Raw genomic sequence first — 17,781 nt, 5'->3', positions numbered from 1 at the left:
AATTTCTAAAGAAGGAAACTGCTTAGGCCATTATATTTAGTATAGATAATGCCTATAAAATGATAATAGTGAAAATGAATATTCTCACTACGTGGATATGATGTATTTCTGTCAGGCTTCAACAGGATAATATTCAGGGTGAACCGCGGGCAGATAACTTTCTGTATCAAAATAGGTATATTCCCAAGCATCTTGCCTTACCATTAATTCACGCAACAATCTATTGTTCAATTCGTGACCAGATTTATATCCTTCAAATGCGCCAATTAAACTGGAACCCAATAAATAAAGATCACCGATAGCATCTAATACTTTATGAGTAACAAATTCTGATTCGAAGCGGAGACCATCTTCATTAAGGACACGATAATCATCTACTACAATAGCATTATCTAGACTACCGCCTTTTGCCAAGTCGCATTCTCTCAATTTTTCATAATCTGAAAGAAAACCAAAAGTTCTCGCTCTACAAACTTCTTTGACATACGATGTTCCAGAAAAATCAAAGCTTACTGTTTGTGGTCTATCATTAAAAACCGGGTGCTCAAAACCTATGGTAAATGTTATTTTATATCCTTTATGAGGAAGGAACTGAACATACTTTCCATTTTCTTCGACTCGTATAGGCTTAAGAATTCGGATATATCTTTTTGCTGCATTTTGCTCTCTTATACCCGCTGATTGAATTAAAAATACAAATGGGGCCGCACTTCCATCCATAATTGGAATCTCTGAAGCATTGACATCTATATATGCGTTATCAATTCCTAATCCGGCCAGAGCGGATAATAAATGCTCGACCGTTGCAATTTTCACCTTGCCATGATGAAGGGTGGTGCAAAGCATAGTATCTCCGACGTATTCGTAGGAGGCAGGTATTTCGACAACTGGTGACAAATCCACGCGTCTAAAAACGATACCTGTGTTTACAGGAGCTGGTCTTAAGGTTAAAAGCACTTTCTCACCGGAATGTAATCCAACGCCAGTAGCCTGGATTACCTTTTTAGGAGTTCTTTGTTTTATCATTCAGTGCTCACCTTTCTCTCTTATATTTATTTTGCACGCAAAAACTTTAAGATCTTAGCAACAATTTATTGATTAGTCTAATTTTTTTAATTTCAATTAATGCGGTTTTGGAAACCAAATACAAAAATTGCAAAAAATAACCACACGAATCAATTGATGAGATACTCAAGAAAGAATGTTTGTATCCATCTCAAACACATCCTCTCTCAAGATATCCCGTTAAAAATGCTTCTATGCTTCTTCTTGCCTACGTAAAAACGCTGGTATGTCCAGGTAATCCACATCAGGAACACTCTCATTACCATTATTGGTTTGCTTTGTAGCGGTTGTTGCAGTACCAGTCTGAGCCTGCTTACGAATCACCGCAGGTCTCTCCAATTGTTGATAATCAAGAGACCCATCACTTCTTGTCGTTTCAACCAGGCGTGCTCTAAGAGGTTGTTGTGGCTGTTGCTGACGCTGTCTATTATCACCTAAACCAGTCACAATCACAGTCACTCTCATCTCATCTGTCATTTCAGGATCAATAACAGTTCCAACAACTACAGTGGCATCATCAGAAATGAATTCTTTAACCACGTCACCCACTTCTTCAAATTCACCAATAGACATATCAAGGCCTGCGGTGATGTTCACTAATATTCCGCGAGCACCAGAGAAATTCACATCCTCCAATAAAGGAGATGCAATCGCTGCTTCGGCCGCTTGACGCGCCCTTTGCTCACCAACTGCACTTCCTGTTCCCATCATGGCCATTCCCATTTCTGACATCACCGTACGCACATCCGCAAAATCAACGTTGATCAAACCAGGGCGAGTAATTAAATCAGAAATACCTTTCACAGCACCAAGCAACACATTATTTGCGGCTTTGAACGCATTGAGCAAACTGATATTTTTTCCTAAAACACTTAATAATTTATTATTAGGAATAGTAATTAACGAATCCACGTGCTCAGCCAAGCGTCGAATACCTTCCTCTGCAGCAAGCGCCCTTTGTTTTCCTTCAAAAGAAAATGGTTTAGTTACCACAGCGACCGTTAAAATACCTAATTCCTTAGCAATTTCAGCAAAAACAGGCGCAGCTCCTGTCCCTGTTCCTCCGCCCATTCCGGCTGTAATAAAGACCATATCTGCGCCACTAAGAATCTCTTTAATGTGCTCTCTGTCTTCTTCTGCTGCTTCTCTTCCAATTTGTGGATTAGCGCCTGCCCCCAAGCCCTTGGTTAATGCATCACCCAATTGAATGTGTATTTTGGCACTAGAACCTCTTAAAGCTTGTGCGTCGGTATTCGCACAAATAAACTCCACACCATCAATATTTTCAGCGACCATATGTTCGACAGCGTTACCACCGCCACCACCAACACCTACAACCTTGATGACAGCATTATTTTCTTGCTGGCTGCTTTCCATTAATTCAAACATAACCCTGTCTCCCCTAATGTGCTGCTTTTTTCTTATTAAATAAATAAAACAGTTTTGAACTTATCGCATTTGACACTTTACAAGACAAAAATCTGCATTTGTTGTTATGCAAAATATCATGCAACCCCATATCTCAATTTCTATCCATACCAGGAACATTTTTAAGCATCATATCAGTGTTTTTACATGAAAAGCTAAAAATTTCCTTGAAACCATTCTTTCATGCGTGACCAAATGCTTTTACCATTATCATTCATTGCTGGCACATTATAGCCACTTTCATATTGCTGTTGAAAGCCATGAAGCAGTAAACCAACCCCTGTTGCAAACGAAGGATTCTCTGTCGCTTCAGTCAAACCGGATACATAATGCGCACATCCTTTTCTGACTGGCATTTCAAAACAAAGTTCGGCCAACTCAATTGCTCCTCTTACATTGGAAGCTCCACCTGTTAGAACAATACCAGCAGCCAAACGGTCTTCAAACCCACTTCGACGTAATTCATTACGTACCAGTGAAAATAGTTCCTCGTATCGAGCTGAAACGACATCTGCCAAAGCTTTGGCCGAGATTTTTCGCCCAGGCCTATCATTGACACTGGTAACTTCTAACATTTGATTTGGATTGGCTAATTCTGGTAATGCACAAGCATGATTGACCTTAATTGCTTCTGCCGCCTTGGTTGGCGTACGCAAGGCCATTGCAATATCATTTGTCACTTGGTCACCTGCAATCGGTATGACTGAAGTATGCTGGATAGCTCCCTCACAAAATATTGCGATGTCGGTAGTTCCACCACCTATGTCAATTAAACAAACCCCAAGCTCTTTTTCATCCTCAGTAAGAACAGCATGACTTGAAGCTAATTGCTCAAGAATAATATCAATCACATCCAAACCACAACGCCTGACACACTTCACAATATTTTGGGCGGCACTGACAGAACCAGTAACAATATGAACCCGAGATTCCAGCCTTACACCAGCCATACCTATCGGTTCACGAATACTGCCTTGATGATCAATGATAAATTCTTGCGGTAATATATGAAGTATCTTTTGATCAGCAGGGATTGCCACGGCCTTTGCTGCATCGATAACCCTTTCCACATCGGCTTGAGATACTTCCTGATCACGGATGGCCACAATACCATGGGAATTGAGGCTACGTATATGGCTGCCAGCAATGCCTGCGTAAACAGTCCTCACCTCACAACCAGCCATTAATTCGGCTTCTTGTACAGCACGTTGGATTGAATTGACTGTAGTTTCTATATCAACTACAACTCCTCGCTTTAATCCGCGAGAGGGATGACGGCCAATACCTATAATTTCTATCGTTCCATCTGATGTTACTTCACCAATTAATGCAATAATTTTTGAAGTTCCAATATCCAACCCTGTGATAATATTTTTTTCTATTTTTTTAGCCATTATCGTCCCATTTGTTGTTTCCACTGCACTGCCATGCCACGTGGATAACGCAGGTCCACGCCAGCCAACTGATCTGCTTTTTCAGCAAAAACAGCAGGGTATGCTTTACAAAAACGCAGCAACCGCTCTTCTAACTCTTTCTTTCCCAAGTATATTTTTACACTATGATTAAGCAGCAACACCCAGGATTGATTATCTCTTAAATACAAGCCTGAAGCATTTAAACCGTATGATGATAATATCTTACTCAATTTTTCATAAACTTGTAAGACTTCTAATTGCTGAGATTGTGGACCCTTTAATTTGGGAATATCCAAATCAGATGGAACAGAACCCTGATTGAATAACTTTCCATCCCTTGTCATTAGAGCATCACCCCAAATCGCTACGGGCTTTTTTTCAGTGAGTTTAATTTTCAATGTATCTGGCCAAACTCTTTCTACATAGGCCGTATCAATCCAACTCATTGAATTCAACTCACTTTGCAATCCTTTTACTGATAATAAAAAGAAACTGGCATCCAGATATTTAGCTAACACATTCTCCAATTCTTTATGTGTTATATGTTCATACGTCGCTGCAACTTTGATCGTTGTAATTGGAAAACGCTCTGCATCAGCAAGATATAAATAGCCTAAGCGACCCGCTAGCAGCAAAGCACTAAGAATTAACAAACCCATTATCGTTAAATAACGCAAGCCGACAGAGTTCACTTCCATAATTTAGTGTTCCCTTCACAAGTAATTTGTCACCAAATGTTGACGACAGTTATGATGAATCATTGCTAGATTAATCAATTCATCAAGTAAATCAGTATAAGCTACACCAGTTGCCTGCCACAATTTGGGGTACATACTTATGGAGGTAAATCCAGGTAATGTATTTATTTCATTAAAGTAAATGTCTTCTGTCTTATCATTTACAAAAAAATCTACCCTAGCCATGCCTTTGCATTTAAGATAACTAAAAATATTCGCGGCAGCCTGTTTTAATTGTTCTTCCAGACTATTATTTAATTGAGCTGGAATAATCAAATCCGTTTGACTGCTTTCCAAATATTTCGCAGTATAAGAATAATAACCGTCAGGGTGGTTTACTTTTATCTCACCCACCATACTTACTCTTGGTTTCCCACAGGGAATACTATTCTCCAACACTGCCAGTTCAATTTCCCTTCCGACAATAAATTCTTCAACCAGAATTTCTTCATCATAGCGTAATGCATCAGCAACTGCTGCGTTTAGCTCATCCATATTATTTGCTTTGTGAATTCCCACACTGGAACCTAGCGAGCATGGTTTAACGAACAGAGGCCAACCAAACTCCGAGGCAACTTCATGACAAAATTGTTGTCTTTCAGACGCATTGGCATGCCATGATAATAATTTATATCTTGCTGATTTGAGCCCATTAATGCATGCGAGTCGCCTCGCCATGTCTTTGTCCATTCCGATTGCAGAAGACAATACGTCACATCCTACATAGGCGACACCGGCTAACTCAAGTAAACCTTGTAAACATCCGTCCTCATACAAAGGGCCATGAACCACTGGAAAAACAATTTCAGCATCAACTGCCAGACGTCCATTAATTAATAAGCCTTCCAATGGGGTTGATTTTTCAGTAACAACAGGTAATTTATCAGAACAGGCGAGCAAATCATTATAATCATGACGATGAAATCGACCACTTTTATCCATTGCAATGGGTATAATATGATATTTCTCGGAATCCAGGTGTTTTAGAACCGATGCGGCAGAAACCAATGACACTTCATGCTCGCCTGATTTTCCACCATAAAGTAAAACCAAATTAACGGGTTTGGACATTAGCGTCTCCAATGATATGTACTTCGCGTATCAACTCTATAGATGTTTGCTCTCGAACTTTAGTTTGCACCAAATGAATCAAGGCTTCAATATTAGCTGCCGTGGCAGTACCTTGATGATTGATAATAAAATTGGCATGTTTTTCAGAAACAATTGCCCCACCAATGCTTATCCCCTTGAGGCCACAAGATTCAATAAGCCGCGCTGCAAAATCTCCAGGAGGATTTCTAAATACCGACCCACAATTATATTCATTAGTTGGTTGGGTCTTGGCTCTATGAGCCAATAAATCCTTAATTAATTGCAAGGATGTCTCTTTATTACCTGGTGATAGCTGAAGCTTGGCGGAAATAAACCATTCATCTCCCAAGCCAGCAACATGTCGATAAGCTACTTCAAATTCTTCCGGTTTACGGGTTCTGATTTCACCTCGACGATTTATCGTTTGTACTTCAATAACTGACTGCCAGGTTTCACCTCCATGACAACCGGCATTCATTCGCAGAGCACCACCCATGGTACCGGGGATACCAGCCCAAAACTCTCCTCCTGACAGATTATTACGCGCAGAAAAACGAGCCATACTGGCACAGGATACCCCTGCTTCAACCCGAATACAGTTATCGCTCAACAGGGTCATTTCTTTTAAACAGCCCTGAGTGAGAATCACAGTACCGGAAAAACCGCCATCGCGAATTAGAGAATTAGAGCCTAAACCTAACCATAATAATGGCTCATCAAAAGGCAATCGACTTAAAAACAAAGCCAAATCATCTATATTTGCTGGTTTATAGAGCCTCGCTGCAGGGCCACCAACTCGCCAGGTAGTATACTCGGCCAAAGGCTCATTGAAAAGCAAATTGCCCTGAGACTCTGTTACATGACTGCCGTCCATTCCCGTTATGCTCATGTTCATTCTCACATGTTTTTCATCAGGTTCACTGCCATTTGGCCGATACTTCCAGCTCCCTGCATCAAAATAACGTCACCATCTTTAATAAATTCATCTAAGGTGGCTTTCAACGATTGCTCGCTAACTATGGTCACTCGTTTATCCCTGGATCGTATTTCATTGGCCAGATTTTCACTAGTAACGCCTGGAATAGCTGTTTCTCCCGCTGCATAGATATCCATCAATAACAACTCATCCGATAAACTTAAAACATCGACAAATTGTCTATGCAAGGACTTTGTTCTGGTATAACGATGGGGTTGAAAGACATGAATCAAACGTCTCTCGGGCCAAACACGTCTAAAAGCATCAATTGTGGATAAAATTTCCTGTGGATGATGTCCATAATCATCCACAATAATCGCCGCGCCTTTTTCGAACCGTTTTTCACCAAGCATTTGAAAGCGGCGTCCCACCCCTTGGAATTTTTGTAAGCCACGAACAATGGAACCGTCATCAACTCCCAACTCGGTGGCAATTGCTATAGAAGCTAATGCATTTAATACATTGTGGCGGCCTGGATATTGGAATTGTATAGTCAGTTGTTTATGTGGTGCAGGTCGAACGACTACAAACTCACTCAGCATGCCCTTTTGAGTCCAATTAATTGCCCGATAATGAGCTTCTTCTTTAAACCCATAAGTTAAGGTTGGTCTTTGAATAGCCGGGAGGATACGGCAAATTTCTTCATCTTCCAAACAAACTACTGCTAATCCATAAAAAGGCAAATGATGCAAAAATTCCAAAAATGTTGTTCTTAATTTTTCAAAATCACCTTCATAAGTATCCATGTGATCAGCATCAATATTAGTAACTACCGCCATCATAGGCTTCAAAAACAAAAATGAGGCGTCGCTCTCATCAGCCTCTACAACAAAATAAGCTGACTTTCCAAGCTGAGCATTCGCGCCACAACTATTCAGCTTTCCTCCAATAACAAAACTGGGATCCAAACCACCTTCGGCAAGCAAACTACTGACCAAGCTCGTTGTTGTCGTTTTGCCGTGAGTGCCGGCAATTGCTATACCATGCCTAAATCGCATTAGCTCAGCAAGCATAGCTGCTCTAGGAATAACTGGAATCATTAGCTCACGAGCAGCCACAATTTCGGGATTATTAAAATCAACGGCCGAAGATCTTACTACAACATCAGCGCCTTTAATGTTTTCCAACCTGTGACCGATATAGACTTGAATACCTAATGACCTTAAGCGTTGTACCGCGCTACTTTCTCCGAGATCCGAACCAGTAATACGGTAGCCCTGGTTATGCAATACTTCGGCAATACCACACATACCAGCACCACCAATGCCAACAAAATGAATTTGCTCTACACGCCCCATGCGCGGAGATAAAAATTGCTCTGAGTTATTCAATATTCCCCCTTAAGCCGTTAGCGGTCTCAACCCAAGAGACTGCCAACGATTTTCATGATCTATGCGCAATAATAGTGCAATCACGATACAATTAATTACCATACTGGCCCCACCATAACTGAGTAAAGGCAGAGTTAGCCCTTTGGTTGGTAACAGCCCGGCATTAACACCCATATTAATAGAAGCCTGTAAAGCTAACCAAATAGTCAAACCATAGGCTGTATAGGATGCAAAATGCCTTTCTTGAGCATAGGCGGTATATCCTATGTTTAATCCTCTAATAACCAGTATACTATACAATGTGATGACAACTAAAATTCCAAATAACCCTAATTCTTCAGCAATCACAGCAAATAAAAAATCAGTATGTGCCTCAGGTAAATAGAGTAATTTCTGTATGCTTTCACCTAATCCGGTACCAAACCATCCACCTCGTCCAAAAGCAATCAATGACTGAGTCAATTGATAACCACTATTGTATTGATCTGCCCACGGATCCAAAAAGGCTGTTAAGCGAGCAACCCTATAGGGGGAAGATACCGCTAACAGAGCAAGTGCTGTCACTACAACCAGCATTAAACCAAAATAGTATCTTAATTTAACTCCAGCTAAAAATAACATAGCCATTACTGTACCAGAAATGACAACTGTTGCTCCAAAATCTGGTTCGAGCAGTAATAAAACTGAAACAACAGCCAGTATTGCCATGGGTTTAATGAATCCAAAAATGCTTTCACAAACCGCCTCTTGCTGGCGAACCAAATACCCGGAAAGATAGAATATCATTGCAAGTTTCGTTAATTCTGAGACTTGCACACCAATCGGACCTAAAGCTAACCAACGCCGACTGCCATTCACTGATTTACCAATACCCGGGATTAAAACAATGAGCAATAAAAACACGCAACCAATCATCATGGGCATGCTTATTTTTTCCCAGAAACTGCTGTCTGTACGCACTGCAATTAAGGCCAGCAAGAGTCCCACAAATAAATAACAAGCCTGGCGAATAAGAAAATGAAAAGGTTGATGAAAGTACTTTGTTGAAATCATAACCGAGCTTGATGCCACCATCATCAAACCAATTATCAGCAAACCAAAAACTGCCCCTATCAGCCATTTATCATAAAGTGATATCGGTCTACTGACGGGTTTGCCTCTTTGATTTAAATGTCTCGGTCGCATCGTGTTCACAATCCGCGCACTGAAGATGTAAACACATCGCCCCTATGATTAAAATCACGGAACATATCCAAACTGGCGCAAGCTGGGGATAACAAAACGACATCACCAGGTTTCGCACATGTCTTGGCAATAGTCACAGCGCCCTCCAGAGAAGAAGCACGTACGACAGGAACTACTTTGGCTAAAGCCGATTCAATCTTGTCAGCATCTTCACCAATCAAAACAATGGAACGAACAAATTCTGAAACTGGCTGGGCTAATTCTTGGAAATCCGCCCCTTTTCCCTGTCCACCCGCAATAAGAACAATTTTCCCTTGCATAGAACCTCCTATTCCATTAATAGCAGAGATTGTAGCACCAATATTTGTTCCTTTCGAATCATTAATCCAACCTACTCCATCCACCTCTCTTACCCATTGGCATCGGTGTGGCAGTCCAGAGAAGGTTTTTAAAACATTAAGAATGTGTTGCATAGAGATTCCCGCTGCTTCAGCTAAAGCACAAGCAGCAAGGGCATTCATCCAATTATGCACCCCTTTTATTAAAATCGATTCCACAGGCAAAAGACGCTCCATTCCTTTCGCCAAATAAGTAGTATTCTCTTGTTCAATCAGCCCCCAATTTCCCATTGAAGGCGCGTCTTTGCCAAAAGAGATGCGTTTTATATCTGCTTGACAGGATTGGTGAGGAACAGTGTAGACGTCTTCTCGATTAAATAAAACAGCCTTGGCACCACGATAAATCCTTTGTTTTGCTTGCGTATAGGCTTCCATAGTGTGATGCCTGTCCAAATGATCAGGCGTTACATTAAGAATCGTCGCAACCACTGGCGACAAAGAATAAGTTAAATCCAATTGAAAACTGGATAACTCCAATACCCACAAATCGTAGTGATGTTCATCATCCAACATATCTAAGACAGGAGTGCCGATATTTCCGGCTACAGCTACGCGAAACCCGGCCGCCTTAGCCATTTCTCCCACCAAAGTCGTTACAGTGGATTTGCCATTGGTTCCCGTTATGGCAATGACAGGGGCGCTAATCTCTCTGGCCAGGCATTCTATGTCTCCATAAATTGATGCGCCCGCTTGACGCGCTCTCTCTAAAACAGGAGTATCCAGTGCCAAACCGGGGCTAGTGATAACATCCGTCACCTGGCTGATTACTTCATCAGGAGTCTGTTGCAGGTAAATTGGCACATTAGGAAATTCATTTTGGAATTCAGCTAATCCAGGAGCCTCTTTACGTGTATCAAAAACAACAAACGATTTATTATTTCTCTTCAGGTATCTTGCTATAGAGAGTCCCGTCTTACCCAGCCCTGCTACCAAATATAAGGAATGATTCATGAATGCACCTTGTCTATCGAAGTTTTAAAGTAGCCAATCCGCATAACACAAATACAACCGTAATAATCCAAAACCTTACTATCACTTTGGGCTCTGACCACCCCTTTAATTCAAAATGGTGATGTAATGGAGCCATCCTGAATAATCTTTTTCCGCCTGAATATTTAAAATAACCCACTTGTAATATGACAGAAAGCGTCTCAATTACAAATAATCCACCCATAATGAGCAGAACAAGTTCTTGCCTAACTACAACCGCAACTATCCCTAAAGCTGCTCCTAACGCCAAAGAGCCCACATCGCCCATGAAAACTTGGGCAGGATAACTGTTATACCAAAGAAAACCCAGGCCGGCACCAACAATAGAAGAACAAAAAATCGTTAGCTCACCAGTATTGGGCACATAAGGGATTCCTAAATAATTAGAGTATACGGCGTTACTCGATGCATAGGCAAACACACCCAAGGCACCAGCCACCATTACTATTGGCATAATAGCCAAGCCATCCAGACCATCAGTTAAATTCACTGCATTACTGCTTCCAACAATGACGAAATAGGCAAGTACAGGAAAAAAAACGCCCAGATCCCAAGTGACCGTTTTAAAAAAAGGAACTGTGAGCTGGGTATGTACTGGCAAACTGGCATTCCAATACAGATAAGAGACAGCAACTAAAGCAATGACTGACTGCCAAAAATATTTCCAACGACCAGGTAATCCTTTGCTATTTTTTAATACCAACTTGCGATAATCATCAACCCAACCAACCAAACCATTAGCCAAGGTAACCAAGAGCACCAGCCACAGGCTTGTTTGTCTTAAATCGCACCAGAGCAAGCAACTCACAGTGATAGCCAATAAAATCAAAACGCCCCCCATAGTGGGAGTTCCCGCCTTTGATAAATGGGTTTGGGGACCATCACTCCTAACCATTTGACCTATTTGCAGCCCTCTTAACCAGCGGATCATTAATGGGCCACATAACAAACCCACTATAAGGGCAGTTAATGAGGCTAAAATAGACCTGAATGTCAAATATTGAAAAACTCTAAACGCATGATATTGTCCCTGCAATAACTGCGTTAACCAATAGAGCATAATTATTCCTCTTGTTCTTAAAATTATGCTCAATGACTTTTATTGAGCATAATTCCTTTAATGGGGCAAAAAAGTGGCCAAGCATACCACATTCCTGTCGATTCAATGAAGAGGTTAGCCCTCTACCTGAACCAACCGGTGCACAACATTTTCCATAGCACTGGACCTGGATCCTTTTACCAATACCGTGGTATCAGGTGTTAAATCATTTTTTACCACTTCAATCAACTCTTCTTGACTGCAAAAATGCTGGCCTCCCTCACCAAACGCCTGGGATGCCAGTTCACTATGTAAACCGCAACTCATCAACTTATCTATTCCCAGCTGGCGAGCAGCTATGCCAACTTCTCTGTGATGTTGTGTCGTCCATTCACCCAACTCTCCCATATCACCGAATACAAAAATTTTTCTTCCTGGACGCCCAGATAAAACTTCCAGGGCTGTTAAGACAGAGCGTAAATTAGCATTGTATGTATCATCAATAACTGTTGATTGATTTTGCCCTGACAACATCGTCATCCGACCTTTTACACCACCAAAATGAGCCAGTCCTCTTTGAATGTCATTGCCTGATATTCCTACAGCATAACAACAAGCTGCGGCAGCCAAAGCATTTCGGACATTGTGCAAACCTGGTACTTGTAACTCAATCTCCACTCTGCTATTAGGTAAAACCAATGTAAAATGAGCTCGCCCATGGGTATCCAAGCGTATATCCTGGGCGTAAATATCTGCAGGATGAAGTGAGGAAAAACGTAATATTTTTTTATCAGCAATCAAATCATCCCAAAAGTGAGCGTAGGCATCATCATCATTTACTATAGCAACACCAGTCGGGGATAAGCCTTGATGGATTTCACCTTTGGAACGAGCGACTCCGTCTATTGATCCGAAGCCTTCGACATGTGCCGGGGCAATATTATTAATTAAAGACACATCAGGCTGCACTATCCCTACCGTATGCGCTATTTCTCCGGGATGATTGGCTCCCAACTCAAAAACAGCATAGCGGTGCTGCTTATTTAAAGCCAACATGCTTAAAGGAACCCCTATGTGATTATTTAAATTGCCTTTTGTAGCGTGTGATGGCTGCGGTAAAATAGTCGCTATCATCTCTTTGACAGTAGTTTTTCCATTTGACCCTGTTAAAGCAATAATAGGGCAGCTCATTTCCTGTCGATGTACCGCAGCAATTTTGGCCAAAGCCATTAAAGGACTGACAACCACAAATTGAGGAATATGAACACCGTCAATCAATCGATTAACTACAGCAGCTGAAGCGCCTTTAGCCTCGGCTTCTTTAATAAAATCATGACCATCAAAGCGTTCCCCCACTATCGCAAAAAATAAATTTCCTGGCTTTAATGTGCGGGTATCTATACTAACACCAGTAATGTCGGCATTAATCTGGCAAGACTGAGAAAGAAGTGACGCAATAGTAATTAGGTTCATAGTATTTTGTGATGTCGAAAAGACTAGTGTACTAACACTCAGGCTCACAGTTCAAGATGGTTTGAGAATAGATAGATAAGAATATAACTAAAAAGTCAAGAATTTTAAGTTTATTATAATCCGATTCATAAGTTATCGGACATTAACCATTAACAGAGTGGATAATGAGCTTCGCCTGGTGCGAAGCCCTATCCTGAAAATATAATCGCTAGATAGTGCAATGATTCTAGCCTATTGGCATTAGTTTGTTACACAATCATCCATCAAATGCTCAATTTTCAAGTATCGATGATATCGTGCGATACGCTCCTCCGTTAGAGGTTTGCGCTGTTCATCCAGCAAATAAGCGTCGAGCCCCTCACTTAATTGTTTTGCAGTATCTAACATAACAGAAAACCGTTCTGCATTAATCTCAGGATTATTTGATATTTGCATGAACAGACATAATCCTCTTACACTGAAAGCACCGATATTCTGTAAATCAAAAACACCGGTTGCTGTAGCTGCAGCTAAACTGCAAAGCACTGGACCTTGTCCATTCGTGAATTGATGTCTATGAAACAAGTGCCTCTCACCAAATCTCAAACCAGCAGCCAAAACAGTTTGCAATAATTCATAACCGGCAAATTGTCGATTTTCCTTAGCCAATAAAAACACCATGGCGGTGGAAGAAGAACAATCACTATTAGGTTCTGTTCTTTCATTTGATTCGCACTCTTCTTCCTCAGGAATCAACTGAGGTTGTTCTGTTTTTACAGAGGGCTTCCTTATTGCTTGTCGCTTTTCAGAACCATCAAAATTTTCAAAATCCAAAGGAACCTCCCTATTGACCTTCCGCACAGCGATAATTTCATCATTATATGATTGAGAGCCATAGGAGTTATTTTCTACTTGGCCAAGAGAAGGTTGATAGTGTTCTTGATTTAAGCTCTGTCTTCTAGTCTTCATTAAACGGCCAATAGCCACTAGAACGCCAATTAACAACAGGACATTAAGAATTAAGCTCCAATTTGCCTGCATAAGTTTACTCCATAGTCAAAGCTTGTTTCACATCAACCGCAACCAAACGAGACACTCCCGGCTCACGCATGGTCACCCCAACTAAATGTTCAGCCAATTCCATAGTTACCTTATTATGTGTAATAAACAGGAATTGTATGAATTGTGACATCTCTTTTACTAAATCGCAAAACCGACTTACATTTAAGTCATCTAAAGGCGCATCTACTTCATCTAACATACAAAATGGTGAAGGATTTAGCTGAAAAATTGCAAACACCAAAGCCACAGCAGTCATTGCCTTTTCACCACCAGATAATAGATGAATAGAACTATTACGTTTTCCAGGCGGCTGCGCCATTACTACAATCCCTGCTTCTAACAGATTATCACAAGTTAATTCGAGCTGTGCCCGACCACCGCCAAATAATCTTGGAAAAAGCGCTTTAAAAGAGGTGTTCACTTCATCAAACGTATTTTCAAGACGCGATTTCGTTTCATTATCCATTTTTTCAATTGCAGTTTCCAAAGTAGATAAAGCTTGGCTCAAATCATTATATTGCTCATCCAGGAACACTTTGCGCTGCTGTTCGGCAGCAAATTCTTCGATGGCGGCCAGGTTTATAGCGCCTAACCTTTTAATTTTCTCCAAAATCGCTATCAATTCGTCTTCTTTTATACTTTGCGTGACTCCGGATGGAATTCGCTCTAATAAAGACTGGGCTTGTAAATTAGCCTCATCAAGAGTTTCTTGAATTGAACTGGCACGAACGGATAGGGCTTGTTTTTCCATTTGGATTTGATTCATGAGTTCCTGAATCCGTTTTACTTCCTGATCATAGTTTAAAATTAATTTCTCTTGGTCTTCAAGTTGCAACTTAAGCTGAGATACTTTTTCTCGGCTCAAAGTCAACATCGATTCGATTTCACCATGTTTTATCAATAATGCTGCCAATTGATTTTTAAACTCGGCTTCTGGCGCTACTGACTGTAAATAATGTTGAGTTAACTCCTCTAAACGCATCTGTGCACGTTGCAAACGCTCTTTTTCTCTACTTATCCTATCGGTTATTTGCTGTATCTTGGTGACTTCTCTATCATATTCCAACTCACTTTGATGCAACAAAGCACGGACACTCTCTACTTGTTTATTTTGTTCAACGAGAACACTGTTCCATGTGTCTTTTTCATTTATAAATCGCTTGAATTGCAACTCAGAAGCTTGGTATTGACCTTCCAGTTCTCTGATTTTATCAGACATTTCCAATTGTTCAGCGTTTAGCTCTTCCAGCGACGACTCCAGCTCTATTATCTCGTTCGTGATAGCATCTTTCTGTTTTTCAGCATGAAAAATAGCTTGTTCCTGATTATTTACCGCAATGATATGATTGCGTAGCGCCTCATTACTGGCATTTAAATTTAATTGATGCAGTTTGATAAAATTTAAATTTTCCTGTAGCCGCGCTTGATAACTATCTCTTGCTAAACGGATGGATTCAATTTTTTGTTGTAAAGATTCCACACTTAAATTCAACTCGACAATCCTTTGCTGTCTGGCAAGAACGCCTACCTCATCTTGCTCTTTTTGGCGAGGTAATTTAATCCACCCCTTGCCTAGCCAAATACCATTGACGGTTACAATAGATTCATGAGCCAATAAATCAGGAAACCACGCCTTTGCCTCTTCAAGATTGTCTGCGGCATAAATGTGTTCAAGATGGTTTACTGTTGAGGGAACCAAGCCTTGAATTTTATCAGCTAACCTTGGGCGCTCCTGCTTTTCCCCATTGAGAGCTCTCATCGTCACTACGCTCTCTTTATGATCTTCGCAAAACTGCCACCGAGACCATAGCTCAGCAAAATCATCCAATACATAAGCGATTAGATCGTCCCCTAATACGATTTCACAAGAAGATTGCCATTGGGGTTCAACCTTTAAAACATCCATTAATCTTGGCTTATCTGACCATTCCGCAATTCCGTCCTTATTAGGCCGATTTTCCTTTTTTGCTGCAATTTGAGCAGCTTTTAATGCAGCAAGCTCAGTGTTTAAACGATGAAATTCATCTTGCAATGCATGCAGTTGTTGCTCGGTATTTTGTAATTGATTCTGCAAATCCGATTGAGTCTCATTCGCTTGCCTAAGCTGTTCCTCATCAAACTCCTGTGTTTCTTTCAATTGGAAATGCTTTTCTTGCAATTTGATTTTATTTTTTTGCAAATCGTCAAGCGAGATAGCTGATTGTTCCAAATTCAGTTTTTCCAGCCTTACCAGGACTTGATGGCGCTTCTGCTCTAAATGTTGTAGTTTGGCTTGAGTGAGTTGGTATTCATTTTTAATGGTATTGGAATTAATTTGCACCTCTTGCCAAATTTTCTCCCATTGCGATTGTTCTTTTTGTTTTTCTTGCCATAGAGATTCCTGTTCTTTGAATTCCATTTTTAAATGATGCAAATGCTCCTCTAACTGTTGAGCCTTAAGCTTGCAATTGAGCAATTCTTCATTATCCAGCTTAAGTTGCTCTTCAATGAGTTGAGAATCAACCTGCATTTGCTGCCTGTCATTTTCCAAACGCTTTTTTTCTCTTTCTTGTTGCTGAATGGCTTCTTCAAGACGAGCTATCTCAGTTCCTGATTGATAGAGAGAATCCTGAATTGATTGGGATTGATCAATGGCATCTTGTAATTGTTCATTTAAAACTGCCCGCTCCTTGTAACAACTAGTTAATAAACTTTGTTGCTGCTCATTGCGGATTGCTAACTCTTGTAATTCTCGCTGTTTTACCGTTTGTTTTTCTGAGTATTCCTGCCATTTAAGAGCCTGGATCTCAGCTCGGCAAATTTTTTCCTCTTCCTTTAAAATGGTATAGCGTTCTGCTGCTTTGGCCTGCCGCTCCAAACGTTGCAAATGTTTGCCCAATTCTTCTCTAATATCAGCGACGCGCGTCAGGTTATCCCTTGTTTGTTCGATACGTTGTAAAGTTTCCCGGCGACGCTCTTTGTATTTTGAAACTCCTGCCGCCTCCTCCAAATAGACCCTTAATTCCTCGGGTTTTGCTTCTATTAATCGAGATACAGTACCTTGGCCAATAATTGAGTAACTTCGTGCCCCTGCTCCTGTGCCTAAAAAAATATCAGTAATATCTTTTCGCCTGCATCGAGCTCCATTCAAATAATAAAAAGATTCTCCATCCCGAGTGACTACTCTCTTTACAGCAATTTCACCATAACTGGCAAAAGGGCCAGTCAGTCTTCCCAGGCTATTATCAAATACCAGTTCTACTGACGCCTGCCCTACGGGTTTGCGATTGGAAGAACCGTTAAAGATAATATCCGTCATGGACTCTCCACGAAGATTTTTGGCAGAGCTTTCGCCCATAACCCAGCGAACAGCATCAATAATATTGGACTTGCCGCATCCATTCGGGCCAACAACAGCGACCAAATGACTGGGAAAATGAACCGTGGTGGGATCAACAAATGATTTAAAACCAGCCAATTTTAATTGCTTCAAATGCATTTTAACTGCGAATTATAAAATAATAATCGATTAGTATATCGTAGGAAGTGAATCCTGACTATTTCAGAACCTCCATATCGCTTTATTCTGCCATCGATAAGGACAACATGCTCAATTGACAAACAATTTTATC

Annotated in this window: 13 protein-coding genes; all 13 read right to left on the bottom strand. The window is 40.8% G+C overall.

All coding sequences use genetic code 11. The features are described 5' to 3' along the window. Window positions 1-111: 111 nt before the first annotated feature. A complete protein-coding gene (lpxC, locus tag OQI99_RS14115) occupies window positions 112-1,026 on the bottom strand; it encodes a UDP-3-O-acyl-N-acetylglucosamine deacetylase (protein ID WP_061513748.1) in 915 nt (304 codons plus the stop codon). Between the two features lie 231 nt (window positions 1,027-1,257). Next, window positions 1,258-2,454 (bottom strand): cell division protein FtsZ, encoded by a 1,197-nt coding sequence (ftsZ, locus tag OQI99_RS14110; protein ID WP_010948309.1) that lies wholly within the window; start codon window positions 2,452-2,454, stop codon window positions 1,258-1,260. A 194-nt stretch (window positions 2,455-2,648) separates the two neighbouring features. Then, window positions 2,649-3,887 carry a cell division protein FtsA gene (ftsA, locus tag OQI99_RS14105; protein WP_011216485.1) on the bottom strand — a complete coding sequence of 413 codons (1,239 nt, stop codon included), beginning with the start codon at window positions 3,885-3,887 and terminating at the stop codon, window positions 2,649-2,651. Then, a complete protein-coding gene (locus tag OQI99_RS14100; protein WP_010948311.1) occupies window positions 3,887-4,606 on the bottom strand; it encodes a cell division protein FtsQ/DivIB in 720 nt (239 codons plus the stop codon). The genes ftsA and OQI99_RS14100 overlap by 1 nt, the downstream gene beginning before the upstream one ends. Before the next feature lie 15 nt (window positions 4,607-4,621). Continuing rightward, complete coding sequence (locus OQI99_RS14095) at window positions 4,622-5,716, bottom strand: D-alanine--D-alanine ligase family protein (RefSeq protein WP_061513746.1); 1,095 nt, start codon at window positions 5,714-5,716, stop codon at window positions 4,622-4,624. Next, window positions 5,700-6,626, bottom strand: coding sequence for a UDP-N-acetylmuramate dehydrogenase (murB, locus tag OQI99_RS14090; protein ID WP_061513745.1), 927 nt, complete (start codon window positions 6,624-6,626; stop codon window positions 5,700-5,702). The genes OQI99_RS14095 and murB overlap by 17 nt, the downstream gene beginning before the upstream one ends. Before the next feature lie 8 nt (window positions 6,627-6,634). After that, complete coding sequence (murC, locus tag OQI99_RS14085) at window positions 6,635-8,044, bottom strand: UDP-N-acetylmuramate--L-alanine ligase (RefSeq protein ID WP_061513744.1); 1,410 nt, start codon at window positions 8,042-8,044, stop codon at window positions 6,635-6,637. A gap of 9 nt (window positions 8,045-8,053) precedes the next feature. Next, a complete protein-coding gene (gene ftsW, locus OQI99_RS14080; RefSeq protein WP_061514737.1) occupies window positions 8,054-9,229 on the bottom strand; it encodes a putative lipid II flippase FtsW in 1,176 nt (391 codons plus the stop codon). Between the two features lie 5 nt (window positions 9,230-9,234). Continuing rightward, entirely contained in the window at window positions 9,235-10,578 is a 1,344-nt protein-coding gene (murD, locus tag OQI99_RS14075) for a UDP-N-acetylmuramoyl-L-alanine--D-glutamate ligase (protein WP_061513742.1), read from the bottom strand. Between the two features lie 13 nt (window positions 10,579-10,591). Then, window positions 10,592-11,677, bottom strand: coding sequence for a phospho-N-acetylmuramoyl-pentapeptide-transferase (gene mraY / locus OQI99_RS14070; protein ID WP_014842671.1), 1,086 nt, complete (start codon window positions 11,675-11,677; stop codon window positions 10,592-10,594). Window positions 11,678-11,791: 114 nt separating this feature from the next. Further along, the gene (locus OQI99_RS14065; RefSeq protein WP_265732205.1) at window positions 11,792-13,129 is read right to left on the bottom strand and encodes a UDP-N-acetylmuramoyl-tripeptide--D-alanyl-D-alanine ligase; all 1,338 of its coding nucleotides are present in this window, start codon (window positions 13,127-13,129) and stop codon (window positions 11,792-11,794) included. A gap of 240 nt (window positions 13,130-13,369) precedes the next feature. Beyond that, window positions 13,370-14,149, bottom strand: a complete 780-nt coding sequence (locus OQI99_RS14060) for a cell division protein ZipA C-terminal FtsZ-binding domain-containing protein (RefSeq protein WP_265732204.1) — start codon at window positions 14,147-14,149, stop codon at window positions 13,370-13,372. Between the two features lie 4 nt (window positions 14,150-14,153). Then, window positions 14,154-17,648, bottom strand: a complete 3,495-nt coding sequence (gene smc / locus OQI99_RS14055) for a chromosome segregation protein SMC (RefSeq protein WP_265732203.1) — start codon at window positions 17,646-17,648, stop codon at window positions 14,154-14,156. Window positions 17,649-17,781: the final 133 nt, after the last annotated feature.

It is taken from the genome of Legionella sp. PATHC039, assembly GCF_026191275.1.
GTDB classification, from domain to species: Bacteria; Pseudomonadota; Gammaproteobacteria; order Legionellales; family Legionellaceae; genus Legionella; species Legionella pneumophila.
Note: the sequence above shows the minus strand (reverse complement) of the source record. Positions and strands in the feature narration are given on the sequence as shown.